General features: G+C 56.7%; 25 protein-coding genes and 1 riboswitch. Of the genes, 12 read left to right on the forward strand and 13 right to left on the reverse strand.

Going from position 1 to position 25,474, the window contains the following annotated elements:
* The first annotated feature begins 1 nt into the window (after position 1).
* Positions 2–754 carry a 16S rRNA (guanine(1516)-N(2))-methyltransferase RsmJ gene (gene rsmJ / locus ACMYSK_RS20730; protein ID WP_434638308.1) on the forward strand — a complete coding sequence of 251 codons (753 nt, stop codon included), beginning with the start codon at positions 2–4 and terminating at the stop codon, positions 752–754.
* Positions 755–869: 115 nt separating this feature from the next.
* Here rsmJ and ACMYSK_RS20735 read toward each other — a convergent pair whose 3' ends face one another.
* Positions 870–2,072, reverse strand: a complete 1,203-nt coding sequence (locus ACMYSK_RS20735) for an NAD(P)/FAD-dependent oxidoreductase (RefSeq protein WP_434638310.1) — start codon at positions 2,070–2,072, stop codon at positions 870–872.
* Positions 2,073–2,304: 232 nt separating this feature from the next.
* Between ACMYSK_RS20735 and ACMYSK_RS20740 the strand changes: the two genes are divergently transcribed.
* Entirely contained in the window at positions 2,305–2,808 is a 504-nt protein-coding gene (locus ACMYSK_RS20740) for an RrF2 family transcriptional regulator (RefSeq protein ID WP_434638312.1), read from the forward strand.
* A 37-nt stretch (positions 2,809–2,845) separates the two neighbouring features.
* Here ACMYSK_RS20740 and dtpB read toward each other — a convergent pair whose 3' ends face one another.
* Complete coding sequence (gene dtpB / locus ACMYSK_RS20745; RefSeq protein WP_434644261.1) at positions 2,846–4,294, reverse strand: dipeptide/tripeptide permease DtpB; 1,449 nt, start codon at positions 4,292–4,294, stop codon at positions 2,846–2,848.
* A 321-nt stretch (positions 4,295–4,615) separates the two neighbouring features.
* Complete coding sequence (gene uspA / locus ACMYSK_RS20750) at positions 4,616–5,053, reverse strand: universal stress protein UspA (RefSeq protein ID WP_004126268.1); 438 nt, start codon at positions 5,051–5,053, stop codon at positions 4,616–4,618.
* Between the two features lie 379 nt (positions 5,054–5,432).
* Here uspA and uspB point away from each other — a divergent pair, with 379 nt between their 5' ends.
* Positions 5,433–5,768, forward strand: coding sequence for a universal stress protein UspB (gene uspB, locus ACMYSK_RS20755; protein ID WP_434638314.1), 336 nt, complete (start codon positions 5,433–5,435; stop codon positions 5,766–5,768).
* 73 nt (positions 5,769–5,841) lie between these two features.
* Here the strand turns inward: uspB and pitA are convergent, their stop codons facing one another.
* Positions 5,842–7,341 (reverse strand): inorganic phosphate transporter PitA, encoded by a 1,500-nt coding sequence (gene pitA / locus ACMYSK_RS20760; RefSeq protein WP_434638316.1) that lies wholly within the window; start codon positions 7,339–7,341, stop codon positions 5,842–5,844.
* Positions 7,342–7,571: 230 nt separating this feature from the next.
* On the opposite strand from pitA, the gene ACMYSK_RS20765 reads away from it, so the two are divergent.
* Positions 7,572–8,765 (forward strand): NAD(P)/FAD-dependent oxidoreductase, encoded by a 1,194-nt coding sequence (locus ACMYSK_RS20765; RefSeq protein WP_434638318.1) that lies wholly within the window; start codon positions 7,572–7,574, stop codon positions 8,763–8,765.
* Positions 8,766–8,811: 46 nt separating this feature from the next.
* On the opposite strand, the gene ACMYSK_RS20770 is transcribed toward ACMYSK_RS20765, so the two are convergent.
* From ACMYSK_RS20770 to ACMYSK_RS20805, 8 genes are all read right to left on the reverse strand, one after another.
* Positions 8,812–9,828, reverse strand: coding sequence for a magnesium transporter (locus ACMYSK_RS20770; RefSeq protein WP_434638320.1), 1,017 nt, complete (start codon positions 9,826–9,828; stop codon positions 8,812–8,814).
* Between the two features lie 56 nt (positions 9,829–9,884).
* Positions 9,885–10,066, reverse strand: a riboswitch (M-box (ykoK) riboswitch).
* 103 nt (positions 10,067–10,169) lie between these two features.
* Positions 10,170–10,586 carry a nickel-responsive transcriptional regulator NikR gene (gene nikR, locus ACMYSK_RS20775; RefSeq protein WP_434638322.1) on the reverse strand — a complete coding sequence of 139 codons (417 nt, stop codon included), beginning with the start codon at positions 10,584–10,586 and terminating at the stop codon, positions 10,170–10,172.
* Positions 10,574–11,365, reverse strand: coding sequence for a nickel import ATP-binding protein NikE (nikE, locus tag ACMYSK_RS20780; protein WP_434638324.1), 792 nt, complete (start codon positions 11,363–11,365; stop codon positions 10,574–10,576). Before nikE ends, nikR begins: the two co-directional genes overlap by 13 nt.
* A complete protein-coding gene (gene nikD, locus ACMYSK_RS20785) occupies positions 11,362–12,126 on the reverse strand; it encodes a nickel import ATP-binding protein NikD (protein WP_434638325.1) in 765 nt (254 codons plus the stop codon). The genes nikE and nikD overlap by 4 nt, the downstream gene beginning before the upstream one ends.
* Positions 12,126–12,959 carry a nickel ABC transporter permease subunit NikC gene (gene nikC, locus ACMYSK_RS20790; RefSeq protein ID WP_434638327.1) on the reverse strand — a complete coding sequence of 278 codons (834 nt, stop codon included), beginning with the start codon at positions 12,957–12,959 and terminating at the stop codon, positions 12,126–12,128. The genes nikD and nikC overlap by 1 nt, the downstream gene beginning before the upstream one ends.
* Positions 12,956–13,900 (reverse strand): nickel ABC transporter permease subunit NikB, encoded by a 945-nt coding sequence (gene nikB / locus ACMYSK_RS20795; RefSeq protein WP_434638329.1) that lies wholly within the window; start codon positions 13,898–13,900, stop codon positions 12,956–12,958. Before nikB ends, nikC begins: the two co-directional genes overlap by 4 nt.
* The gene (gene nikA / locus ACMYSK_RS20800; RefSeq protein WP_434638331.1) at positions 13,900–15,462 is read right to left on the reverse strand and encodes a nickel ABC transporter substrate-binding protein; all 1,563 of its coding nucleotides are present in this window, start codon (positions 15,460–15,462) and stop codon (positions 13,900–13,902) included. The genes nikB and nikA overlap by 1 nt, the downstream gene beginning before the upstream one ends.
* A 207-nt stretch (positions 15,463–15,669) precedes the next feature.
* Positions 15,670–16,530: a LysR family transcriptional regulator gene (locus ACMYSK_RS20805; protein WP_434638332.1), complete on the reverse strand. Its 861-nt coding sequence runs from the start codon at positions 16,528–16,530 to the stop codon at positions 15,670–15,672.
* Between the two features lie 99 nt (positions 16,531–16,629).
* Between ACMYSK_RS20805 and ACMYSK_RS20810 the strand changes: the two genes are divergently transcribed.
* The 8 genes from ACMYSK_RS20810 to arnF all read left to right on the forward strand — a co-directional run bounded on the left by ACMYSK_RS20810 (position 16,630) and on the right by arnF (position 24,903).
* Positions 16,630–17,160: a phenolic acid decarboxylase gene (locus ACMYSK_RS20810; RefSeq protein WP_434638333.1), complete on the forward strand. Its 531-nt coding sequence runs from the start codon at positions 16,630–16,632 to the stop codon at positions 17,158–17,160.
* Between the two features lie 367 nt (positions 17,161–17,527).
* On the forward strand, positions 17,528–18,667 hold the full coding sequence (gene arnB / locus ACMYSK_RS20815; RefSeq protein ID WP_434644264.1) for a UDP-4-amino-4-deoxy-L-arabinose aminotransferase: 1,140 nt from the start codon (positions 17,528–17,530) through the stop codon (positions 18,665–18,667).
* A gap of 1 nt (position 18,668) precedes the next feature.
* A complete protein-coding gene (arnC, locus tag ACMYSK_RS20820) occupies positions 18,669–19,652 on the forward strand; it encodes an undecaprenyl-phosphate 4-deoxy-4-formamido-L-arabinose transferase (RefSeq protein ID WP_434638334.1) in 984 nt (327 codons plus the stop codon).
* Entirely contained in the window at positions 19,649–21,634 is a 1,986-nt protein-coding gene (gene arnA, locus ACMYSK_RS20825; RefSeq protein WP_434638335.1) for a bifunctional UDP-4-amino-4-deoxy-L-arabinose formyltransferase/UDP-glucuronic acid oxidase ArnA, read from the forward strand. The genes arnC and arnA overlap by 4 nt, the downstream gene beginning before the upstream one ends.
* Complete coding sequence (arnD, locus tag ACMYSK_RS20830) at positions 21,631–22,533, forward strand: 4-deoxy-4-formamido-L-arabinose-phosphoundecaprenol deformylase (RefSeq protein WP_434638336.1); 903 nt, start codon at positions 21,631–21,633, stop codon at positions 22,531–22,533. The genes arnA and arnD overlap by 4 nt, the downstream gene beginning before the upstream one ends.
* Entirely contained in the window at positions 22,530–24,185 is a 1,656-nt protein-coding gene (gene arnT, locus ACMYSK_RS20835; protein WP_434638337.1) for a lipid IV(A) 4-amino-4-deoxy-L-arabinosyltransferase, read from the forward strand. Before arnD ends, arnT begins: the two co-directional genes overlap by 4 nt.
* Positions 24,182–24,520 (forward strand): 4-amino-4-deoxy-L-arabinose-phosphoundecaprenol flippase subunit ArnE, encoded by a 339-nt coding sequence (gene arnE / locus ACMYSK_RS20840; RefSeq protein ID WP_434638338.1) that lies wholly within the window; start codon positions 24,182–24,184, stop codon positions 24,518–24,520. The genes arnT and arnE overlap by 4 nt, the downstream gene beginning before the upstream one ends.
* Positions 24,520–24,903: a 4-amino-4-deoxy-L-arabinose-phosphoundecaprenol flippase subunit ArnF gene (arnF, locus tag ACMYSK_RS20845; RefSeq protein WP_434638339.1), complete on the forward strand. Its 384-nt coding sequence runs from the start codon at positions 24,520–24,522 to the stop codon at positions 24,901–24,903. The genes arnE and arnF overlap by 1 nt, the downstream gene beginning before the upstream one ends.
* 1 nt (position 24,904) lies before the next feature.
* On the opposite strand, the gene acpT is transcribed toward arnF, so the two are convergent.
* Positions 24,905–25,474, reverse strand: coding sequence for a 4'-phosphopantetheinyl transferase AcpT (gene acpT / locus ACMYSK_RS20850; RefSeq protein WP_434638340.1), 570 nt, complete (start codon positions 25,472–25,474; stop codon positions 24,905–24,907).

Here is a 25,474-nt window from a genome sequence, read left to right on the forward strand (position 1 = left end):
TGTGAAGATTTGCTTAATAGATGAAACGGGCGCCGGAGACGGCGCCTTATCTGTTCTTGCCGCTCGCTGGAGCCTGACGCAGGACGATGACAACCCGATGGCGCTGGTGATGACCCGCGAGCATCTGGAACTGCGTAAACGCGATGAGCCGAAGCTCGGCGGAATTTTCGTTGATTTCGTCGGCGGAGCGATGGCCCACCGACGTAAATTTGGCGGCGGCCGCGGCGAGGCGGTTGCGAAAGCGGTGGGCGTCAAAGGCGACTACCTGCCGGATGTGGTGGATGCGACGGCAGGACTGGGGCGCGATGCCTTCGTGCTGGCCGCAGTAGGCTGCCGTGTGCGTATGCTGGAGCGTAACCCGGTGGTGGCGGCCCTGCTCGATGATGGCCTGGCGCGAGGTTACGCAGACACCGAAATTGGCCCGTGGCTACGGGAGCGTTTGCAGCTGATCCACGCCTCCAGCCTGACGGCGCTGACGGATATTACGCCGCGTCCGCAGGTGGTCTATCTTGATCCGATGTTCCCGCACAAGCAGAAAAGTGCGCTGGTAAAAAAAGAGATGCGTGTGTTTCAGTCGCTGGTGGGGCCAGACCTGGATGCCGACGGATTGCTGGCGCCGGCACGTCAGCTGGCGACCAAACGCGTGGTGGTGAAACGCCCGGATTATGCACCGCCGCTGGCGGATGTCGCGACGCCGAACGCGGTTGTCACCAAAGGCCACCGGTTCGATATTTATGCCGGAACGGCGCTGTAAATAACCTGACCGGGCTACAGTCCTGCGCGGTTTTGGGGATGTCACCCGGACGGGGGCGTAGCACCGCCTCCGGGGAAATCTCCTGAGGCGGTGCTACGCAATCCGGGAATACGGATTAAACAAACGGCGCCAGCGGATCCGCAATCTCAAATGCTACCGCTTTCTCGGCCTTCGGCGGATAGATAAGCTCGCTGACGATAGACACCTTCAGCTTTTTCGCTTCCTCACGGGTCAGCTTCACCTGCTGATCCCAGCCTTCGGTATAGACCGCACCCCAGGCGCCGAGATCGAGGCAGGTAACGTAGTTTTCCTGACGATACGGCAGCGGTGCCACATCCAGCAGGCTTGCCGCCGCGTTGTTACCGGCAAATTTACCCAGCAAAATAGCGTGCTGGCAGGTCATGAGCGCATGGTTGCCCTGGTCATCTGTCGCCGCGTAGGCCACGTCGCCGGTGGCATAGATATCGTCATACCCGACGACCTGAAGCGCCGTATTGACATGCAGACGACCCAGACGGTCGCGCGGGGCCTCAATCTGCTCCGTAAGGCCACTCGCCTGAACGCCTACCGTCCAGATAACGGTGCGGGCGTTAATTTTCTGCCCGTCTTTAAGCATGACGCCATCGGCATCAATACGCTCAACTTCGGTATTGACCTGCCATTCTACGCCGAGCTCAGCGGAGGCCTGGACGATAACGTCGCGCAGCGCCTCGCTGTAGCGCGATCCCGGCTGCGGACCGCGTTCAACTACGACAACTCTGGTCTTAGCATTCTCTCCCAGGATCTCGCGCAACCGGCCTGGCAGCTCCATTGCCATCTCAATGCCGGTAAAACCGCCGCCGCAGACAACGACGGTATTACGTGATTCGCTATCGGCTTCGTGAGCCAGAGATTGCAGGTGCTTTTCCAGAGTGCTGGCGCTTTCGAGCTGGTCGAGATCGAAAGCATGCGCTTCGGCACCGGGCACCAGCGAACGGTTTACGTGGCTGCCGCTGGCCAGAACTAAACGGTCGTAGTGTCTTTGCTGTATTTCACCGCTGGCATCCGTCCAGACGACGGCTTTGCTGGCGGGAAGAATTCGTGAAACCGTACCGCGCAGGAAGCTGACGCCGGTGGCATCAAACAACGGTTGCAGTGGCGCAACCAGCGTCGGTACCGCTTTCTCATAGAAGCGTGGACGTACGCGCAGCTCAGGCTGCGGTGCAATAACGGTGATATCCACGGCCTGATGTTGATATTGATCGGCCAGACGAGCGGCGCTAAGCGCGGCCCACATCCCTGAAAAGCCGGCACCGACAACCAGAATTTGTTTACGCATGATGGTTTCACTCATTGTTAACGACAAAATATTTACTCGGATTTTATTTGTCGTAGTATGAGATTGCAATGTGATTTGTGCGATCGGTCGGTAACTTGTTGCTAAATTACATTTATCATATTGATAAAAAACAAATTTAAATTTCACATGCTCACTTCTTCTTTTATCCATCTGGCATGGAAGGGGCGAAAAAGCTACAATAACTCAGATTCGTTTTGGCTGAGATAAGAGCATGGCATTTTACAGTTCCGGAGTTGAGTACGGTATCCATAGCCTGATGTGTATGGTGGATAGCAAAGGTGATGCCCGCGATATGAGCGTGCGGGAAATCGCCGAGCTGCAAAGCGTGCCTTACGATTACCTGGCCAAAATCTTTACCCGCCTGTCTAAAGCTGGCCTGGTGCGCAGCATTGAAGGTAAAGGCGGTGGATTCCAGCTGGCAAAACCTGCCGAGCACATCACGGTGCTGGATGTGGTCAACGCCATCGATGGCGATAAGCGGATTTTTGAATGTCGTGAAATTCGCCAGCGGCTGGCGGTATTTGACGAACGACCACCGGAGTGGGCCTGCGAAGGGATCTGCGGCGTGCGTTCGGTGATGGATATGGCGCAGCAGCGCATGGAAGAGGCCTTAGGGCAACATACTATTCTGGATCTGGCGCGTAAGATGTACCGCAAGGCGCCGGACGAGTTTGTTATTGAAGTGCAGGACTGGATTGCTGCCCGGAAGGGCTAACCTCAGCCGATGTGACCCGCCGAGGTTAACCTTGCGGTTATTTATCGCTCTGCGGCGTGTTCACCATCCGGTTGAGCCACGGTACCAGAATGGCCATCACAATAGTCACACCCAGCGTCACCAGGCCAATCTTGCTAAACACGCTGGTATAAATCGGTAAGGTTTGCAGCGGGTCGGTGATATTTTCCGGGACGGCGGTGAAGGTAGCGACATATCCACCCATCAGGAAGGCGGCCGCCTGGGTCAGGAACCACATCCCAAGAATAAAGCCCATCAGATGCTGCGGTACCAGCGCGGCGACCATTGCCAGTCCCAGCGCGCTAATCAGCAGTTCCCCCAGACTCTGGAACAGATAAACCAGCACGATAAACCACGGTGAGGTCAGGCCCTGGGCATCGGCAAACCATATTCCCGCTGCGGCGGCGGTGAGGAAACCCAGTGAGCATAAAAACATGCCGAGGGTAAATTTCATCGGCATGGACAGATCTTTGCCTTTGTTGCCAAGGCGGGTGTAAATCGCCGCCAGCACCGGACTGGCCACCACCACCCAGAACGGATTCAGCGCCTGGAAGCTGACGGGGTTAATGGTCATGCCGAGGATGTCGTGGTGGACGTTATTGATGGCGAAGAAGTTGAGTGAGGTTGGCATCTGCGCGTACAGAATGTAGAACAGCACCGCTTCCAGCATCAGGATAAAGGCGACAAACATTTTGTTGCGCCCGGTCTTATCAAGCTTGAAGGCTTCGCGAAAGAAGAAAATCATCACGATGATGGAGAGTACAATCAGCACCAGATTGGCAATTTTGACGTTATGCATCAGCCAGGCGCAAAGGAATACCATCACCACCGTACCGGCCAGCACATACAGCAGGTTGCGGAAAATAAGCGGCTGATGGTCCGGCTCCGAACCGATATCTTTGACCATCCCCCGGCAGGCTAAATAGACCAACAGGGCGATAATCAGCCCCGCGCCGCACAGGTTATAGGTGACGGCATAGCCATATTTTTCGGCAATCACCGGCGCGAGGGACAGCGACAGCAGCGAGCCGATATTAATCGACATGTAAAACAGGGTGAATGCCCCATCGAGACGGGCGTCTTTGGGCGGGTAGCACTTTGACAGCAGGCTGGCGGGATTGGCCTTAAACAGCCCGTTGCCGACGGCAATCGTCCCCAGCGCAATAAAAATCAGATCGGGTTTCAGTAGCGACAGCCCGGTCATGAAGTAGCCCAGTGCCAGCACCACCGCCCCGAGCACCAGCGTGCGTTTGGTACCAAGCAGATGGTCTCCCACATAGCCGCCGATGGAGATCAGACCGTAAACCAGCGCGGCAAAGGCGCCAAAGGTAATAAACGCTTGTTCCTGAGAAAATCCGAGCTGCTTAACAAAAAAGACCGCCAGGATCCCCTGGACGCCGTAATAGCCAAATCGCTCCCATAATTCCACAAAAAAAATCATGAAGAACGGACGAGGTTGCTGCAACAACCCCGTAGGTGCAGTAGTTTTCATATTCCTTCGCCTTGTAGTGCTATCCCAAAAAAGTATGAACGCGTATGCCAGAACGCGCTGAAAAAGTATGGTGAAGCGCAATGATGCGGCCATTGGCTTTGCGTGTAGATTATTATATAGATTATTTTTCTTATAATTGGTTGATCACACTAACCGTTAATAATTATCTGGCTTTATATCCTGGTATTAAATTCGGGTGGACGATGTGTGGGGGAAATGAGGGGATGCTCTTTTTGTAAAAACAACAACGCCCGCAGTAGCGGGCGTTGGCATTCTGGCTGTTAACCGCGCGAACGGTTATTCGTCTTCTTCATCGCGCAGCGGAACAATCAGCATATCAACGTGAACGGTGTTGATCAGCTGACGTGCGGAAGACATCAGCTTGCTCCAGAAGTCCTGATGGTGACCGCAGACCACCAGATCCATGTCGTACTTTTTAATCGCATCAACCAGCACCTGGCCGAGATCGCCGCTGCCGCTCAGGGTTTCGGTAATCGGATAGCCCGCGTTAGTGGACAGCTCGCTCAGCGCGTGGTGCGTCTCTTCGGAAATGCGTTTCTGCATGTCGCCCAGATTGACATCGATCAGACCGGTGTACAGGTCGGAGTAATTAACATCCACGTGAATCAGAGAGACTTTGGCATTATAAGGACGCGCCATAGAAACGGCTTTCTCTACCAGAACTTTGCTTTCCGGGGAGAGGTCTACTGCAATAAGAATATGTTTGTAAGCCATAGTGTTACTCCTTCCATAAGTTGTCGATGACCATTGGACCAGACAGCTGGTGCTGCCGCTTCGCCCGCGTCCTGCGTGCTAATCCGCGGGGGTTCAGCCCTTTAAGGACTTAATTGTAGAAGATATTTCTACCTTATAGCGCCCCTCGCGCTCCGTCAATGCACCTGGTTCACCAAAAGTTAAACAAATATATTCATCTTACGTATTGATAACGATTAACCTTGTGGTAAAAAAATTGACTGATCTCCTACACTATTTAATGAGCCGGTCGGATAAATAAACGTGATCGGAATCGCACTCTTGTCTTGTATGTTGGGTTGGGTATTGGGGAGCGCTAGCCCCGGAGACATCTCCGAGGGTGGGTCGCCGGGGAGGACGTATGATCAGCACTATTGCGCTGTTTTGGGCCCTGTGTATCGTTTGTGTGGTGAATATGGCACGCTACTTCTCATCATTGCGTGCATTATTGGTTGTGCTACGTGGTTGCGATCCCTTGCTTTATCAATATGTTGATGGCGGAGGCTTTTTCACCTCGCATGGGCAACCGAGTAAACAGATGCGTCTGGTCTGGTATATCTATGCCCAGCGTTACCGCGATCATCACGATGATGAGTTTATTCGTCGCTGCGAGCGGGTAAGGCGGCAATTTATTCTGACCAGCGCACTGTGTGGTCTGGTAGTGGTGAGCCTGATAGCGTTACTGATTTGGCACTAGCCGGATGTCAGGCAAAAAAAACGGGCCAGTTTCCTGACCCGTTTTATATTTGCTCAGCGGTAATCACCCGGACTTAGATAAGCTTGAGGGCTATCCAGTACAGTCCGCCGGACAGCAGTATCGCCGCGGGTAAGGTAAGTACCCACGCCATCAGAATGCTGGTGACGGTCTTTCTTTGCAGGCCGCCGCCATCAACGAGCATCGTCCCCGCGACAGAGGAGGAGAGCACGTGGGTGGTGGAAACCGGCATGCCGGTATAGCTCGCCAGACCAATCGATACGGCCGCGGTCATCTGGGCTGACATACCTTGTGCGTAGGTCATCCCTTTCTTACCAATCTTCTCGCCGATAGTCGTCGCGACGCGACGCCAGCCGATCATGGTGCCGATACCCAGCGCCAGCGCCACCGCCATAATGATCCAGATTGGCGCGTACTCAATGGTGCTCAGCATATCGGTTTTCAGTTTCTTCAGCAGGCGCTGATCGTCTGCATTCACTTCCGGTAGCTTCGCGACTTTGTCAGTCGTGTCGGAAATACACAGCATAATACGACGCAGCTGACCACGCTGATCAACGGAGAGTGAGTCATAGCTTTCAATGCCGGTCAGCGCCGTCTTCACGCGATTCAGCGCGTTGATGGTATTCGCCGGGTGGCAATGGAATTCGCCGCCGGTGGTTGCGGCGCCGGCTTCCGGAGTCGGAATCAGCTGATCAACGCCGGTCGCCTTTTTCAACAGCTCAGGGCGCTGCTGGAAGAACGTTTCCACGTTGTTAACCGCATCGCGGGTCCGGGTTATCTCATAGCCGGAGGCATTCATGTTAACCACGAAGCCTGCCGGCGCCACGCCGATAAGGACCAGCATGACCAGACCAATGCCTTTCTGACCGTCGTTGGCACCGTGTGAGAACGACACGCCAATGGCTGACAAAATCAGAGCAATACGGGTCCAGAATGGCGGTTTTTTCTTACCGTCTCTCTTTTCACGTTCTGCAGGCGTCAGGTGGATACGGGCGCGTTTTTTGGTATTGCTCCAGTAGCGGCGCAGAATGAAAATCAGGCCACCTGCTACCACCAGACCTACGATAGGCGAGATGATAAGCGAAGCGAAAATACCGATGACTTTCGGGATATTCAGCGCGTCGACCACTGAAGTGCCGGTCATCAGCGCATTGGTTAAACCAATACCGATGATGGCGCCAATCAGCGTATGCGAACTGGAGGCCGGGAGGCCAAAATACCAGGTTCCGAGGTTCCAGATAATCGCTGCCAGCAGCATAGAGAACACCATGGCGAGGCCATGTGCGGAACCCATGTTAAGCAGCAGGTCGGTCGGCAGCATATGCACGATGGCATAAGCAACGCTAAGACCACCCAACAGAACGCCGAAGAAGTTAAAGAGGGCCGCCATCGCAACAGCAAGTTGTGACCGCATTGCGCGTGTGTAAATCACAGTTGCAACAGCGTTTGCGGTATCATGAAAACCGTTAATCGCTTCGTAAAACAGCACGAAAGCTAAAGCAAGCAATAGTAATAGCCCGGTATGTAAATCCAGACCGGCAAATAAATGTAGCATAGGACGTTACGCCATTTTGAGGACATGAACGCGGCGCATTATCAGTGACTTTAGCGGCGCGGGCAAAGTGAAATATAGACTTTTTTTGATTTTCTTCCTGTCTGGATTTTACCGGCTTGAGAGTAATCCTATATCTTTCAATGATGTACCTAAATACATGGATTTTCGTGCTGGTGCGACCAGAGTGAAAAATTTACAATTCCCGACAATCGGGACATGAGGAAAGTTGTGTGGAAAGGTTTGATGCCATTGTGATCGGCGCCGGGGCGGCGGGAATGTTTTGTGCAGCGCAGGCGGGTCAGGCAGGGCTGCGCGTGCTGTTGCTGGATAATGGCAAAAAGCCAGGACGTAAAATCCTGATGTCCGGCGGCGGTCGCTGTAACTTTACCAATATGTATATTGAGCCTGCGGCCTACCTCAGCCTGAACCCACATTTTTGCAAATCTGCACTGGCGCGCTATACCCAGTGGGATTTTATTGAGCTGGTTGGTAAACATGGTATTGCCTGGCACGAGAAGACTCTCGGCCAGCTGTTTTGCGATGATTCCGCTGAGCAAATCGTCAGCCTGCTGCTGGCCGAATGTGAAAAAGGCGGCGTACAAATTCGTCTGCGTAGCGAAATTCTCAGCGTAGAACGTGACGACGAAGGCTACAGATTAGCGCTTAATGGCGATGAAGTGGCGGCGAAAAAGCTGGTCGTGGCCTCCGGCGGCCTGTCGATGCCCGGGCTGGGCGCATCGCCGTTTGGCTATAAGCTTGCCGAGCAGTTTGGCCTCAAGGTGCTGCCGACCCGTGCGGGCCTGGTCCCCTTTACCCTGCACAAACCGCTGCTTGAGCAGCTGCAGGTTCTCTCGGGCGTTTCGGTGCCATCAACCATTACTGCCCAGGACGGTACGCTGTTCCGCGAAAATCTGCTGTTTACCCACCGCGGGCTCTCCGGGCCGGCGGTACTGCAAATTTCCAGCTACTGGCAGGCGGGTGAGTTTGTCACGATCAACCTGCTGCCGGATTGCCATCTTGAGGATTTCCTCAACGACCAGCGCAGTGAACATCCGAATCAAAGTCTGAAAAACACCCTGGCCATGCAGCTACCGAAGCGGCTGGTGGAGTGCCTGCAGCAGCTGGGACAAATTCCGGACGTCACGCTAAAGCAGCTGAACCCGCGCGAGCAGGAAGCGCTGGTGGAGACGCTGACCGCCTGGCGGGTGCAGCCCAACGGCACCGAGGGCTACCGCACGGCGGAAGTGACTCTCGGCGGCGTCGATACTCACGAGCTGTCGTCGCGTACTATGGAAGCCCGCAAGGTGCCGGGGCTGTACTTTATCGGTGAAGTCATGGATGTCACCGGCTGGCTGGGTGGCTATAACTTTCAGTGGGCGTGGTCTTCCGCCTGGGCCTGCGCTCAGGCGCTGGCAGAAGCGTAAGCCGTGATGGTGAGGTCGGCCCCGTGAACGGAGGCCGACCCTCAGGTTAGCCGTTCAGACCAAGAAAGTGCTGGGCTATTTTGAAGTAGATAATCAGCCCGGTACCATCGATCAGCGTGGCGATAAACGGAGCGGAGACCACCGCCGGATCGATACCCACGCGCTTGAGCAGCATCGGAATCACCGATGAGACCACCGCGCTCCACAGCGTAATGCACACCAGCGTCAGGCTGACGATCAGGGTAATTTCCATGCCAATACCCATCATCCAGGCTCGTAAGCAGCCCGCCAGCCCCAGGGTAAGGGCAATCAGCAGCGACGTCGTCATCTCTTTACGAATCACCCGGCCCATATCGCGCAACCGGACTTCCCCGAGCGCCATGGAACGGACCAGCGTCGAGGTGATCTGCGTCCCGCTGTTGCCGCCGGTGCCGATCAGCAACGGAATGAAGAAGGCCAGCGCGATCGCGGACTCCAGCGCCTCTTCAAAATGTTGAATCACGCTGCTGGTATAGGCTTCCGCCACGAACAGCAGTAATAACCACACCGACCGTTTTTTCCACAGCGTCCACGGGCTGATCTCCAGATAGGGCTTCTCCAGCGGGAGCGTCGCGCCCTGGCGATGAACATCTTCGGTGACGTCATCTTCCAGCAGATGGGCAATCTCCTTTTCCATCAGGCAGCCGACCAGTTCGCCTTTTTCAACCACCGGCACCAGGTCCAGCCCGCGTTCGCTCAGCTCGGCAACCACCTGCTGGCGCTCATCATCGGGCTTTACGCGGAACAGGCAGCTGTCCATCAAATAGCGGATAGATTGTGCGGCATCGCTCTCCTGGAGCAGTTTTTTAATGGATAAGCTACCGCGCAGCCTCTTTCCGGCCACCACAAAAACCTGGCCGGGAATATCATCGCTGGTGAGCTGTGAGACAAACAATTCCCGCGCCTCATAGACGCTGAGGTGCTCGGGTAAGGTAATAAAATCAGTACGCATGTACTGCGCGATCGCATCGCCGTCGAAGGCTGAAGTGGCCAGGTGCGCGGCACAGTGCTGAAGAGATGACATGGTGTAATTCCCTATAAAAAATCACTCATAGGGGCGAACAAGACAGGATGAGCACAGGCAGATCCCTACGTCCTGGTTTTAGCACTGCACAACGTATCTGAACGGAAAATACCGCCAGAAGTTACCTTGGCAACACCTTGATTCGATGGATGCCTGTATTTCCCTGAGTGGTCTCTCTCGATACCAGCAGGGCGGTAACTTGTATTTGTGCAGGAGCCTCGCCATAACGAGATCGTTAAATGAGCGGCCATTATAGGGACGCAGGGTTGCTGTGAAAGCGTATCATTTACGTGGTTTATCAACTGTTGATAAACCACGGTAATTCAGGGCGGCGTGGCGATTCAGCCGGCGGGGTGCTCATTTGCCGCCGTTAAGCAGTGCAAATGGCCATGGCGAACGCCGCGCTGGGCAATCACCTCGTCGGCAAAATGCTGAACTTCGCCCATTTCGCCTTTAAGCACAGCGATTTCCAGGCAGTCGTCATGGCTGATATGCACGTGTAACGTCGCAACCGACAGGTCGTGATGGTGATGCTGGGTGGCAATAAGCCGACTGGCCAGTTCGCGCTTTTCATGCTCATAGACATAGGAGAGTACCGCGTAGCCGCGCTGCTCGGGCTGTTGTGCATGCTCATGCATCAACGTATTGCGCAAAATATCGCGAACCGCCTCTGAGCGGTTGTGATAGCCGCGCTGGGCGCTCAGCGCATCAAGGGTCGCCAGAAGATCGTCGTCAAGGGTCAGGGTTACGCGCTGCATGGTTGTTTCTCTCTGGCAAGGGAAGCGGGAAAAGCGGGAAGGACCGCACGCTGAAGTGCCCGGCCCGCCGTTGACTGAAGACGTAGCGGCGCATTGACCGCCGTGGTTTCAATAATCTGCCCGCTCTCCATCACCATCACCCGCTGACAAAAACGCTCTACCAGCCGCAGGTCGTGCGTGATAAACAAGCAGGCGGTGGAAAACTGTACCTGCAGACGCTTCAGTAAAGCAACGATCTCCGCCTGCAAAACGAGGTCAAGATTCGAGACGGCTTCATCGAGGATCAGCAGAGGGGGTTGCACAATCAGCGCGCGGGCCAGGCAAACGCGCTGTAGCTGTCCGCCGCTGAGCTGGAGTGGCCGTTTGTCGAGCAGGCCAGGAGAAAGATCCACCGCCTGCATCATCGTTTCGACCCGCGACTGGCGTTCATCGCGGGGGTAGCGAAACAGATGCCGCAGCGGCTCGCTGACTATCTCATTCACCGTTTTACGCGGGTTCACCGCGCTTTGTGCATCCTGGAAAACCAGCTGGATGTCGCGGCGAAACGCCCTCAGCGCTTCGCCTTTTAGCGTGTTAAGCGGGGTCCCACGCCAGGTTATCTCACCGCGTTCCGGCATCTCAAGGCCGACCAGCATCCGTGCCAGTGTGCTTTTACCGCAGCCGCTGCGTCCGAGCAGCGCCACCGTTTCACCGGCCTGGATGCTGAGGCTGACGTCGCGCAGCACGCCCGGGTGGTGCGGGTAATCGTGGCTGACGCCGCTGACATTAAGTAGATTCATCCTGCAAGCTCCATTCCGTACAGCGCCAGGTGTGCCGCCAGCAGCCGCTGACTGACCGGATGCTGTGGCGCGCTGAACAAGGTGTTGACGTCGCAACGCTCGACGATACGCCCGTGGGCCATTACCGCCACCTCGTGTGCCAGCCGGGCCACTACGCCCATATCATGAGTGACCAGCAGTAAGCCCTGTCCACGGCTGGAGACAATCTCTGCCAGCAGATCCAGAATGCGGCCCTGTGCTACGGCGTCGAGGTCGGTGGTGGGCTCATCGGCGAAGATAAAGGGCGCTTTGCTCAGCAGGGCGAGGGCGATCATCATTCGCTGCAACATCCCGCCGCTCATCTCGAAGGGATAGCGTTTCAGGAGCCGAGACGGATGTTCCAGCCCTACGGCAGCCATAACGGCGATAAGTGTCGCATCATCGGCGGGCTGACCGGAGGCGCGGCAGGTTTCCCGGGCGTGAGTGGCCATCGTATACAGCGGATTAAAGGCGCTGCGCGGGTTCTGCATAATGGTTGCAATGGTCGTGCCGCGTAGCTGCTCGCCGTGCACCGGAATACCGTCCAGCAGCAGACGACCGGCGGTTTGCCGCACGCCGGGGGGCAGCACGCCAAGGGCGGCAGCGCAGGTCAGCGATTTCCCGCAGCCGCTGCTGCCCAGCAGGGCCAGCACCTGCCCGCGACGTAAGGTCAGCGACAGGTCCGTCACCAGCGGATTCCCGGCGCAGAGGGAAAAGTGTTCTAACTGGATCTTCTGTGGCATCAGTGGCTGTGCTCCGCGATCAGGTGAGGATCGAGACGATCGCGCAGCGCGTCGCCCACCAGGTTAAAGGCCATCACGCTGATAAACAGCGCCAGGCCGGGCCACAGCATCTGTAGCGGCTGGGTCCAGATATATTGACGCGCATCGTTAATCATCACTCCCCACTCTGCCGTCGGCGCACTGACGCCGAGGCCCAGGAACGACATCCCAGCGACGTGCAGCATCATATGGCCGATATCAAGGGTGGCGAGGACCAGCAGCGAAGGAACCACCGCACCGGCCAGGTGGTCAAGGAAGAGCCGCCAGCGGTTCGCGCCGCTTAACCGTGCGGCAAGAATAAACTCGCGCTGACGCAGAGACACCACCAGGCTGCGGACCATTCGCGCGTACCAGGCCCAGTGGGACAAGGCGATGGCGATGATGACGTTCGTCAGCCCGGTCCCCAGCACCCCCACCATAAAAAATGACAGAATGGAGGTGGGGAAGGTCATAAACATATCGGCCACCCGCATGGTGAGCTGATCGATGCGTCCGCCCATAAGCCCCGCGCAGCCGCCAACGATGAGTCCCAGCGCCAGTACCAGGGCTAAGCAGGCCATCACCGCCCCCAGCGACACCCGCGTTGCCGCCAGCAGGCGGGAGAAAATATCGCGGCCCAGGTGGTCGGTGCCCAGCCAGTGCTGCGCGTCCGGCGACAGCAGACGGGAAGGTAAATCAATGGCCTGCGGATCATACGGCAGCCACCACTGGCTGGTGAGTGCGACCAGCGTCAACAGGGCGATAATGACCAGCGCCGCGCGTACCGAGGCGCGGGCAGAAGAGAAAAATCTCATGAGTGCGCTCCTTCGTGACGACGGATGCGCGGGTCCAGCGCGGCGTTTAGCAGATCGACCGCCAGATTACACAGGGCGAACACCACCACCATGATAAGCGTAAAGCATTGAATCACTGGGTAATCACGGTTAAAAATGGCCGAAACGGCATAGCGTCCTATCCCGGGCCAGGCAAAGATATTTTCGATGATCATCGTCCCGCCGATCAGTTCGCCGATGTGCATGCCAACGGCGGTAATCATCGGCAGCGAGGCGTTACGCAAAATATGGCGACGTTCGATTTGCGTCGCATTCAGGCCGCGCAGACGCGCCCAGGTGACATGACGCTGCCCGGCGACATCCAGCATGCTGGCACGCAGGAGGCGGGCGTTAATCGCCAGCGACATAAACGCAATCGACACGGCCGGCAGGACGATATGCTGCCAGCCGCCGTAGCCCATGGCAGGCAGCCACTGTAAATAGACCGAGAAGAACAGCACCAGTAAAAAGGCGAGCCAGAAGTTTGGCATCGACACGCCGAGAAAGGCGATGAGCCGCACGATAAAATCCGGCAGCTGTTCGCGGTGGCGCGCGGCCCAGATACCCAGCGGTACTGAGGTCAGGAGGATCAGCACCAGCGCCGCGCCCGCCAGCTGAAGCGTGGCGGGCAGGAAGTGCAGCACATCGTCAAGCACCGGGCGCTGAGTGGCGAATGAAAGACCAAAATCCAGATGCAGCGCTCGCCATAGCCAGCGACCGTATTGCACAAACAGCGGCTGATCCAGCCCCAGCATCGTTCGCGTCGAGGCCACCATTTCCGGCGTAGGCGGCAGGTTCGACAGCCGCAGGTAGTCAAGCGCCGGGTCGCCGGTGCCGAGGCGAAGCAGCAGGAAGATAATCACCGAGGCGGCAAAAATCATCGGAATCAGCAGCAGAATGCGTCGGAGGAGATAGCGGCGCATCAGGGTTTCACCGGCTGGATCTGTTCGAAGGGTATTTCTGCGACGATCGGCGCGTAAGGTATCGTCCCCAGTTCGGGTTTCGCCACCACCATCATCGAGATATAGCTGATGGGCAGATAGACCGCATCGTTGTGCAGGCGGGTCAGAATATCGCGGTACAGCGCCCGGCGGCTGGCGTCGTCACTGGTCGTCAGAACCTGGCTAATCTCTTTATCAATGACTGCTTTGTCTGCAAGCCCCTGCTGTGCCTGGTAATCGGCGTGCGAGGGAACGCGCATGGAACTCATAAACGCATGCGGGTCGTACGGCGCCCCCCAGGTACGGTTAAAGATCATGCCGAAGCGCCCGTCGCGCTGGCGGGCGTAAATGCTGCTCTCTTCTTCACCGACCAGCGCCACATCCACGCCGATCTGACGCATATCCGCCTGGATTATCTCCGCCATCGATTTACTCAGCGCATCGGTGCCGATAAACGACAGTTCGATGCGCAGTGGCTGGCCATTTTTCTCACGGATCTCTTTGCCCGCCGGCCTGATCCAGCCGGCTGTTTCCAGTCGCGCGTTGGCCTGTTGCGGGTCGTACTGGCGCGGTTTCAGGCCAATATCGGCGTATGGGACGGAGGGGGAAAACAGCGTATCGGCAACCTGCTGCGTACCGTACAGCGCGTTGTCGATCAGCGATTTTTTGTTCACCGCATAATTTAGCGCTTCACGCACCGCCAGTTCGTTGGTGGGGGCTTTGGCGGAGTTAAGGGCCAGCATTACCGTTTCGATTGGCTGAGAGAGCTGGGTGCGGTAAGCCGGGTTTTGGCTGAAACGAGCGAAGGTATCCAGCGGCAGCAGGCCTTCGTTACCGTAGAGCAGATCGATATCGCCGGTTTCAAAGGCGATGGCGCGGGTCATCGGGTCCGGAATGACTTTCACCGTCACCTGTTGGATTGCCGGTTTTTCGCCCCAGTAGCGATCGTTACGAACCAGGACATCATACTGATTGAGCTTCGACGTTTTTAGCACCCAGGGGCCAGTGCCGACTGGTGCCTTGATGCCGTGCCGTGTTCCCCCATCAACAAACTGTGAAGGGGCGATAAAACGAAACGGGCGCGGCAGAGCCAGCTCTTGCAGGAAAGGGTAGTAGGCGCTTTTGAGCGTCATTTGCAGCTGCGTATCGCTAAGCGCCCGGACGTCGGTAATCTGGTTGGTCAGCTCCAGCCAGGCGTGGCGCTGCTTGTTAGCCAGCACCGCCTGAAAGTTGGCTACCGCGGCCTGCGCATTGAACGGTTCGCCGTTGGAGAACTGCACATCGTTGCGCAGAGTAAAGAGCCATACTTTTCCGTCTGCGGAGTGGCTCCAGTGGGTTGCCAGCCACGGTTTTACCGAACCGTCAGCCTGATATTTTACCAGCGGCTCATACACCATACTTTGGGCAAACATCTGGTTGGGGGTATACAGATGCGGATTCAGCGGGCCAACGTTCACCGGCCAGGCGGTGGTGATAGTTGAGGCGGCGGTCAGCAGAGGAGTGCAGGCGAGGAGCGCCAGCAGCGTGGTGCGGAAAATAGACAAGGTCTTTATCTCATTGGGCAGGAAAGTATGATGATTTTAATAATTCATCATACTTCAGGCGTAACCTGGATCAATGTCAGGCCGAAAAGTATAAGAATTTCATATATAGACTGCGTGCTTCCCGTTGTCTCTTTGCTGGCTGCGGTCGATACAACGTGAAGGATGGACCCAGCTCGTGGCCGCGTTAGCGGAGCGCCGTCGGGCGATTCAGGGGGCTCTGAACAGCGCCAGCAGCGTGGCGAGCTGCTCATCAATGGGGGCCAGATCGCGTTTGACGATCAGGTGCAGCGGCGTGGCGCGGCGGGCGCCGTGGCTAAGCGGTAATATCTTCAGCACGCCCTGATCCAGCCGGGAGCGGATGCGTTCTTCGGGAAGCCAGCCGAATCCGACCTGGTACAGTACGGCATCGATAGCGGCATCAATGGTGGAAAACGTCCACGCATCGCGGTCCGCCTGCGGGTTGTCGCTGCGATCGGCGATCCGCACCAGCGGCCAGGGGGCCAGGGCACCGTCGTCGAGGGGGCCGCTCAGCATAGCAAGCGGGTGGTCTCGATGGGCAACGGCAACAAAATCAATGTTCATCAGCCATTCGCCGCGCCCGGTAATATCCTGGCGGCGGGTGAGCACCATCACGTCGGCTTCGCTATGGGCATCCTGCTCATCTTTCCTGTTCTCAAGAACTTCCGTCAGCCGCACCTGGGTCTGCGGGTGGCGCTGTTGAAACTGGCGCAGAATGGCAAACAGCCGTTCGCGGGGAAAGATGCTGTCTACGACCAGGTCAAGACGCGTTCGCGCACCGTTGTGCAGAGTCGCCGCGCGGGTTTCTACGTATGAAAATGCCTGCAGCAGTGGTTTCACCTGGCTTAGCAGCAGCTCTCCGGCCGGGGTGAGTATCGCCCGGCGGCCTGAGGCTTGCAGTAGTGCGACGCCGAGCCTTTCCTGCAGCAGGGCGAGGTTATAGCTCACCGAGGACTGGCTGCGATGGGTCTCCTCCGCGGCTTTGGCGAAGCTGCCCAGTGCGATAACTTTCTCCAGCAAGGCCCATTGTTCCAGCGTCGTTTTGTGCATGATTTATCGAAAAAGTGGATGTATTTCATCAAAATATAGCGTTATTCATTCATTTTTTAAAGCCGTATGCTGAGTCTCAACAGCAAAGGAGAAACGAAAATGAGCACTTTTGATAAACATGATTTGAGCGGTTTTATCGGCAAACATCTGGTTTATACCTACGATAACGGCTGGAATTACGAAATTTACGTTAAAAACGGCAATACCCTGGACTACCGTATTCATAGCGGTATCGTCGGGAATCGCTGGGTGAAAGATCAGCAGGCTTATATTGTGCGGGTGGGGGCAAGCATTTATAAAATTTCGTGGACGGAACCGACCGGGACCGATGTGAGCCTGATTGTGAACCTGGGCGATAAGCTGTTCCACGGCACCATCTTTTTCCCACGCTGGGTGATCAATAACCCGGAAAAAACCGTTTGCTTCCAGAACGAACACATCCCGCTGATGGAGTCATATCGCGCCGCCGGGCCGGCTTACCCGACCGAAGTGATTGATGAGTTCGCCACCATTACCTTTGTACGCGACTGTGGGGCAGATAATAACAGCGTCATTAATTGCCCTGCTAATCAATTACCCGCTGATTTTCCTGCAAACTTGTCATCTTCTAAAAATAATTTTGTGATCTAAGTTAGATTTTTATAATGCATATTGCAGAATAAAATTCTATTTATTGTTTAACTGTTTAATGTTTGTTTACTTTACTACACCGTGCTCCTGTTTTGCCCATAAACGGGAGCCAGATCCCGCCCTTTTCGCCTCTTTATTATTTGTAAATTCCATTTAAAAACAATTGATTATTGCCTGTCCGGCAAATTATATTAATTTCTTAATATTATCCTAAGCAACCCCGTCTAAATTTAATAGCGTCAAATACCCTGGGATGAAATGTGGCATTGAAGAGATTCCATTTTCATTTTGTTTAAGTCCGCTGGCGCAGGATATTTTTTCTATCGACCCGTGATTCTCAAAGGGTCATATACAGAACAGGAAAATGATGAGCGAATTTTTGCCGTTTTCGCGCCCGTCGATGGGCGACGCAGAGCTGGCTGCGCTGCGTGAAGTTTTGCAATCGGGCTGGATCACCACTGGACCGAAAAACCAGGCGTTGGAAGAGGCATTCTGCACGCTGACCGGCAACCGCCACGCCGTGGCAGTGAGTTCGGCAACCGGCGGCATGCACGTCACGCTGATGGCATTGGGCATTGGCCCGGGTGATGAAGTTATCACGCCGTCCCAGACCTGGGTTTCCACGCTGAACATGATTTGTCTGCTGGGCGCGACGCCGGTGATGATCGACGTCGATCGCGACAACCTGATGATTTCCGCAGACGCGGTTGAAGCGGCGATTACCCCGCTCACCAAAGCGATTATTCCCGTGCACTACGCGGGCGCACCTGCTGACATCGACGCGATTCGCGCCGTGGCAGAACGTCACGGTATCCCGGTGATTGAAGATGCCGCGCACGCGGCGGGCACCTACTACAAAGGTCATCACGTGGGCGGGCGCGGCTGCGCGATCTTCTCCTTCCACGCCATCAAAAATATGACCTGCGCCGAAGGCGGGCTGATCGTGACCGATGACGATGAGCTGGCGTCGCGCATTCGTAGCCTGAAATTCCACGGCCTTGGTGTCGATGCCTATGACCGCCAGACTCATGGCCGGGCGCCGCAGGCTGAGGTGATTTCTCCAGGCTTCAAATACAATCTGGCCGATATCAACGCCGCGCTGGCGCTGGTGCAGCTGGATAAACTGGCCCATGCCAACCAGCGTCGCACCGAGATTGCCCAACGCTATCTGCGCGAACTGGCGGACACGCCATTTAAGCCGCTGACGGTACCGGAGTGGGAACACCAGCACGCCTGGCACCTGTTTATTATTCGTGTGGATGAAGCCACCTGCGGGATCAGCCGCGATGCGTTAATGGAAAAGCTGAAGGCCATGGGCATCGGTACCGGGTTGCACTTCCGTGCCGCTCACACGCAAAAATACTACCGCGAGCGTTTCCCGACGCTTTCCTTACCGAATACGGAATGGAACAGCGCGCGCATCTGTTCACTCCCTTTGTTCCCGGATATGACCGACGATGACGTTACTCGGGTCATTTCCGCGCTGCACCAGCTGTCAGGATGTTGATATGTTTACTTACCCTCCCGTAAAAAAGGTCTCGGTCGTTATCCCTGTTTATAACGAACAGGAGAGTCTGCCCGAGCTCATTCGCCGTACGGATACCGCCTGTGCGACGCTGGGTCGCCAGTATGAAATCCTGCTGGTCGATGATGGCAGCAGCGATGATTCTGCGCGCATGCTGACCGAGGCTGCAGAAGCCGAAGGTAGCCACGTAGTGGCGGTGTTGCTTAACCGCAACTACGGCCAGCACTCGGCAATTATGGCGGGCTTCAGCCATGTGACCGGCGATCTGATTATTACCCTCGATGCCGATCTGCAAAACCCGCCGGAAGAGATCCCGCGGCTGGTGGAAAAAGCAGATGAAGGCTACGACGTCGTCGGTACCGTTCGGCAGAACCGCCAGGACACCTTCTTCCGCAAAAGCGCGTCGAAGATGATCAATCGCCTGATTCAGCGCACTACCGGTAAAGCGATGGGCGACTACGGCTGCATGCTGCGCGCCTATCGCCGCCACATTATCGACGCGATGCTCAATTGCCATGAGCGCAGTACGTTTATCCCGATTCTCGCGAACACCTTCGCGCGCCGGGCGGTCGAAATCCCGGTGATGCACGCAGAGCGCGAATTTGGTGACTCCAAATACAGCTTTATGCGTCTGATTAATCTGATGTACGACCTGGTGACCTGCCTGACCACCACGCCGCTGCGTCTGCTCAGCGTCTTTGGCAGCGTGATTGCCCTGCTGGGCTTTGCTTTTGCCTTCCTGCTGGTGTTCCTGCGTCTGGTGTTCGGCCCGCAGTGGGCAGCGGAAGGGGTGTTCATGCTGTTTGCCGTGCTGTTTATGTTTATTGGCGCGCAGTTTGTCGGCATGGGCCTGCTCGGGGAGTATATCGGACGCATCTATAACGATGTCCGCGCCCGTCCCCGCTATTTTATTCAACGTGTTGTTCGTCAGCCGGAAACGGCATCTCAAGAGGAAGATCGTTCATGAAAGCTGTAGTCTTCGCTTATCACGATATGGGTTGTGCAGGCATTCAGTCGCTGCTGGACTCCGGGTATGAAATCACCGCTATTTTCACCCATCCGGATAACCCTGGCGAAAACCATTTCTTTGGCTCGGTTGCGCGTATTGCTGCTGAACAAGGCATCCCGGTGTGGGCACCTGAAGATGTTAACCACCCCCTGTGGATTGAACGCATTCGCGACATGAAGCCGGACGTGCTGTTCTCTTTCTACTATCGCAACATGCTGGGCGACGAAATCCTCAGCCTGGCACCGAAAGGCGGCTTTAACCTGCACGGTTCTCTGCTGCCGAAATACCGCGGTCGCGCACCACTGAACTGGGTGCTGGTGAACGGTGAAACGGAAACTGGCGTGACGCTGCACCGCATGGTCAGTCGTGCGGATGCTGGCGATATCGTGGCGCAGCAGACGGTTGCCATCGGCGCCGATGACGTTGCGCTGACCCTGCACCGCAAACTGTGCACCGCCGCATCAGAACTGCTGCGCCAGGCTCTGCCGGCGATTCGTGATGATAAAACGCAGGACCGCGCGCAGGACGAGAGCGAGGCCACCTATGTTGGTCGCCGCACGCCGGAAGATGGCCGTCTCGACTGGGATAAACCCGCGCTGACGCTGCATAACCTGGTGCGTGCGGTCTCCGATCCGTGGCCGGGTGCGTTTGGCTACGTGGGTGCGAATAAATTTATCGTCTGGAAATCCCGCGTGCGCCAGGATCTGGCGGCGGCGAAGCCGGGTACGGTGATTTCCACCTCTCCGCTGGTGGTTGCTTGTCAGGATGGCGCGCTGGAGATCGTCACCGGTCAAACCGAGCGCGGCGTGTACATTCAGGGTACGCAGCTGGCGCAGGCGCTGGGCCTGGTATCCGGTGCGGTGCTGAGCAGCAAACCGGTTGTGGCGATTAAACGCCGTACCCGCGTGCTGATCCTCGGCGTGAACGGGTTTATCGGTAACCACCTGACCGAGCGCCTGCTCGCCGACGACAACTACGAAATCTACGGCCTGGATATCGGGTCTGACGCCATCAGCCGCTTCCTCGGCAACCCGCGTTTCCACTTCGTGGAAGGCGATATCAGCATTCACTCCGAGTGGATCGAATATCACATTAAGAAATGCGACGTGGTACTGCCGCTGGTGGCCATCGCGACGCCAATCGAATACACCCGTAACCCGCTGCGCGTGTTCGAGCTGGACTTCGAAGAGAACCTGAAGATCATTCGTGACTGCGTGAAATACGATAAGCGCATCATCTTCCCGTCGACTTCCGAAGTGTACGGCATGTGCACCGACAAAAACTTCGACGAAGACACCTCCAATCTGGTGGTGGGCCCGATCAGCAAACAGCGCTGGATTTACTCGGTATCGAAGCAGCTGCTCGACCGCGTTATCTGGGCTTACGGTGACAAGTCCGGTCTGCGCTTTACTCTGTTCCGTCCGTTCAACTGGATGGGACCGCGTCTGGATAACCTGAATGCCGCACGTATCGGCAGCTCTCGTGCGATTACTCAGCTGATTCTGAACCTGGTTGAAGGCTCGCCGATTAAGCTGATTGAAGGCGGTAAACAGAAACGCTGCTTCACCGACATTAGCGACGGTATCGAAGCGCTGTTCCGTATTATCGAGAACAAAGACGGCCGCTGCGACGGGCAGATTATCAACATTGGTAACCCGGACAACGAAGCCAGCATCAAAGAACTGGCTGAGATGCTGCTGGACTGCTTCGAGCGCCATCCGTTGCGCAGCAACTTCCCGCCGTTCGCCGGCTTCCGCGACGTTGAGAGCAGCGATTACTACGGTAAAGGCTATCAGGATGTGGAACATCGTAAGCCAAGCATTCGCAACGCGAAGCGCTGCCTGAACTGGGCGCCGACGGTTCCAATGGAAGAAACCGTAGAACATACGCTCGACTTCTTCCTGCGCACGGTTGAGCTGGTGGACGACAAGACATCATGAAACAGGTCGGCTTACGCATAGATGTCGATACCTTTCGCGGTACCCGGGACGGGGTGCCGCGCCTGCTGAGCCTGCTGGGCCAGCACGGGGTTCAGGCAAGCTTCTTTTTCAGCGTTGGGCCGGACAATATGGGGCGCCATTTATGGCGCCTGATAAAACCGAAGTTTCTGTGGAAGATGCTGCGTTCAAACGCGGCTTCGCTATACGGCTGGGATATCTTGCTGGCCGGTACTGCCTGGCCTGGGCGTCGGATTGGCGCGGGTAATGAAGAGGTTATCCGGGCGACGGCGCAGACGCATGAAGTGGGTCTGCACGCCTGGGATCATTACAGCTGGCAGGCATGGAGCGGCGTCTGGCCACAGGAACGACTGGCGCTGGAGGTCGAACGTGGCCTGCTGGAGCTGGAACGGATCATCGGTCGTTCGGTCACCTGTTCCGCCGTGGCGGGCTGGCGTGCGGACCAGCGGGTGATTAAAGCCAAAGAGTCTTTCAATTTCCTCTACAACAGCGACTGCCGGGGCACGCGTCCCTTCCTGCCGCTGTTAGGCGACAAGGCGCCGGGTACCGTGCAGATCCCTGTGACGCTGCCTACCTGGGATGAAGTGGTCGGCAGTAGCGTCGATGCCGGTGGCTTCAATCGCTACCTGCTGGATTGTATTCACCGGGATACCGGTACGCCGGTCTACACCATTCATGCCGAAGTGGAAGGCATTGCCTTCGCACAGCAGTTTGATGAACTGCTGACGATGGCCGCGCAAGAGGAAATCCAGTTTTGCCCGCTGAGCCAACTGCTGCCCGCTGACTTTAGCGAGCTGCCGTTGGGCAAAGTGGTTCGCGGTGAATTGGCTGGCCGGGAAGGCTGGCTTGGGCGTGAACAATTATTGAGTCAGGACGTATGAAAAGCATTCGTTATAGCATCTCTTTAGTGGTGTTATTTGCGCTGTATTATTTACTTCCGTTGAATTTCCGGCTGCTCTGGCAGCCTGATGAAACGCGCTACGCGGAGATCAGCCGCGAGATGCTGGCGTCCGGTGACTGGGTAGTGCCGCATTTTCTCGGGCTGCGCTATTTTGAAAAACCGATTGCCGGATACTGGATTAACAGCATCGGGCAGTGGCTGTTTGGTCACAATAACTTTGCTGTACGCTTTGGGTCGGTATTCTCCATAAGTGTCACCGCGTTACTGGTTGCGTGGCTGGCCTGGCGAATCTGGCGGGACAAACGGGTGGCGATTCTGTCCGCCGTTATCTTCCTGACCGCGCTGCTGGTCTACGGTATTGGTACCTATGCGGTGCTGGATCCAATGATCACTTTGTGGATGGCGCTGGCGATGTGCAGCTTCTGGGGCGCGACTCAGGCGCAGACCCAAAGCGGTAAAATCTTCGGCTACGTGCTGCTGGGTGCGGCCTGCGGAATGGGGGTAATGACCAAAGGCTTCCTTGCGCTGGCGGTGCCGGTTATCGGGGTTCTGCCGTGGGTGATTGCCCAGAAACGCTGGCGTGAAGTGCTGATCTACGGCTGGCTGGCGGTGGGCGTGTGCATACTGATGGTGCTGCCATGGGGCCTGGCTATCGCCAAACGTGAACCGGACTTCTGGCGCTATTTCTTCTGGGTGGAGCATATTCAACGCTTTGCCGAGAAAGATGCCCAGCACAAGGCGCCGTTCTGGTATTACATTCCGTTCCTGATTGCCGGATGTCTGCCGTGGCTGGCGCTGCTCCCTGGGGCGCTGAAACGTGGCTGGACCGAGCGCGATGACGTGCGCGGGGCGCTGTATCTGCTTGGCTGGGTGGCGATGCCGTTCCTGTTTTTCAGCATTGCGAAAGGTAAACTGCCAACCTACATTCTGCCGTGCTTCGGGCCGCTGTCGATTCTGATGGCACGCTATGCGCTGGATGCCGCTAAAGCGGGCGCAAAAGCGCTGCGTATTAACGGGCTTATCAACCTGATCTTCGGGCTGGTTGGTCTGATAGCCGTGCTGGTGGTGTCGCCGTGGGGCGTGATGCATAAACCGGTCTGGACGCAGATTGAGCTGTATAAATGCCTGCTGGCGGCCATTGCGTTTGCCGTCTGGGCACTGATGGGCTGGCTGGCGATGAAAGATAACGGTCGTCGCTGGACATTGGCCGCCTGCTGTCCTGTAGGACTGGCGCTGCTGATTGGCTTTGCGATCCCTGACCGGGTGATCGACAGCAAACAGCCGCAGTTCATGGTGGATATTATTGGTGAATCGCTGGCGCCAAGCCGCTACGTGCTGAGTAATAATGTCGGCATTGCTGCCGGTCTGGCGTGGGAGCTCAAGCGTAGCGATATCATCATGTTTGATAAGCAGGGTGAGCTGAAATACGGCCTGAACTGGCCGGATGCAAAAAATGGTTTTGTGAGCCAGAGTGAGTTTGCCAGTTGGCTGGCGGTTCATCGTCAGGAAGGCCCGGTGTCTCTGGTGCTGCTGATGGACAAAGGAGAAAACATGGCTGATTTACCGCTACCGCAACCCGATAGCTCCTATGTGTTGGAACGGGTTGTGTTTCTCCAGTACCTGCCGCAATGAGTACCTGGATCTGCCTGGCGCTTGCGAGCTTGTTAAGCTGCGCCGGGCAACTGTGCCAGAAACAGGCGACGCGCCCGTCTAAGTCACGGCGGCGCGGTCGCCATATTCTCGTCTGGCTCGGCCTTGCGCTACTGGCGCTTGGTGGCGGTATGCTGCTGTGGCTGAGCGTGCTGCAATCCATCCCCGTGAGCGTGGCCTATCCTATGCTGAGCCTCAATTTTGTCTGGGTGACGTTAGCGGCGTGGGGGATCTGGCGAGAGCCGGTGGCCCGCCGCCACTGGGTAGGTGTGGGGCTGATTGTGGTGGGTATCGTGGTGCTAGGGAGTAGCGTCTGATGGGGTTAATCTGGGCGTTATTCAGTGTCGGGCTGGTCAGCGCCGCACAGCTTCTGCTGCGCGGGGCGATGGTTGAACTGCCGCCGCTGAGTGACCTGTTCGCGTTTCTCAATCATCTTTTGCATCTGCGTGCCGGGACCATCGGCCTGGTACTCGGGTTGAGCGGCTATCTGCTGTCGATGGTCTGCTGGTACTTTGCGCTGCACCAGCTGCCGCTCGCCAAAGCCTATGCGCTGCTCAGCCTCAGCTACATTCTGGTATGGGCCGCTGCCATCTGGTTGCCCGGCTGGCATGAACCTTTCCACTGGCGTTCGCTGCTGGGCGTGCTGATTATCATCGCCGGCGTGCTGACTATCTTCTGGCCGGTGAAGCGCAACGCCTGATTCAACAAAAGCTATCGGCCCTGAGCTCAAACGGCGTCGGCGTGCAGACCGCAAGGCTCAGGCCGGCCAGCTGGATTTGACTGACCGACAGCGTGGCGCTGCGCGTGCTATCGACGCTGGCAATCTGCCAGGCGCTGCCGCCGCGCTGCTTCACTATCGCTTCCTTGCGCGTCCAGATACGCCAGAAGGCGTCGAGCTGCCGGTCCGGGTGCTCCGCTTCCAGCTCCGCATGTTCCCCGAGACTGAAAACGGCATTAGCCAGCCTGCGCCAGTTCTGCCGCGGGCGAATGGTTTCGATATCGCAGCCTACCTCGCCTTCATCACTGAGCAGCAGGGCGATGTCATCCCCGCTGTGGCTGAGGTTAAACCACAGTCCCGTCTCGCCAGAGAATCCCGGCTTGCCGTGTTCCGCGTACATAATTTCAGGCAGCGGCGATACCGCCTGCGCCAGCAGGACTCGGCCGGCCAGCCAGCTGGCGCGACGCACGCCCTGTGGCGCCTGAGCCGCGAGGTTATGTGGCAGAAGCTGGGGGCTGAGGGTCGAGATTTTTCCCAGAAAAATTCGATACAT

Source organism: Klebsiella sp. I138 (genome assembly GCF_051131765.1).
In the GTDB taxonomy this organism is placed as follows: Bacteria; Pseudomonadota; Gammaproteobacteria; order Enterobacterales; family Enterobacteriaceae; genus Klebsiella.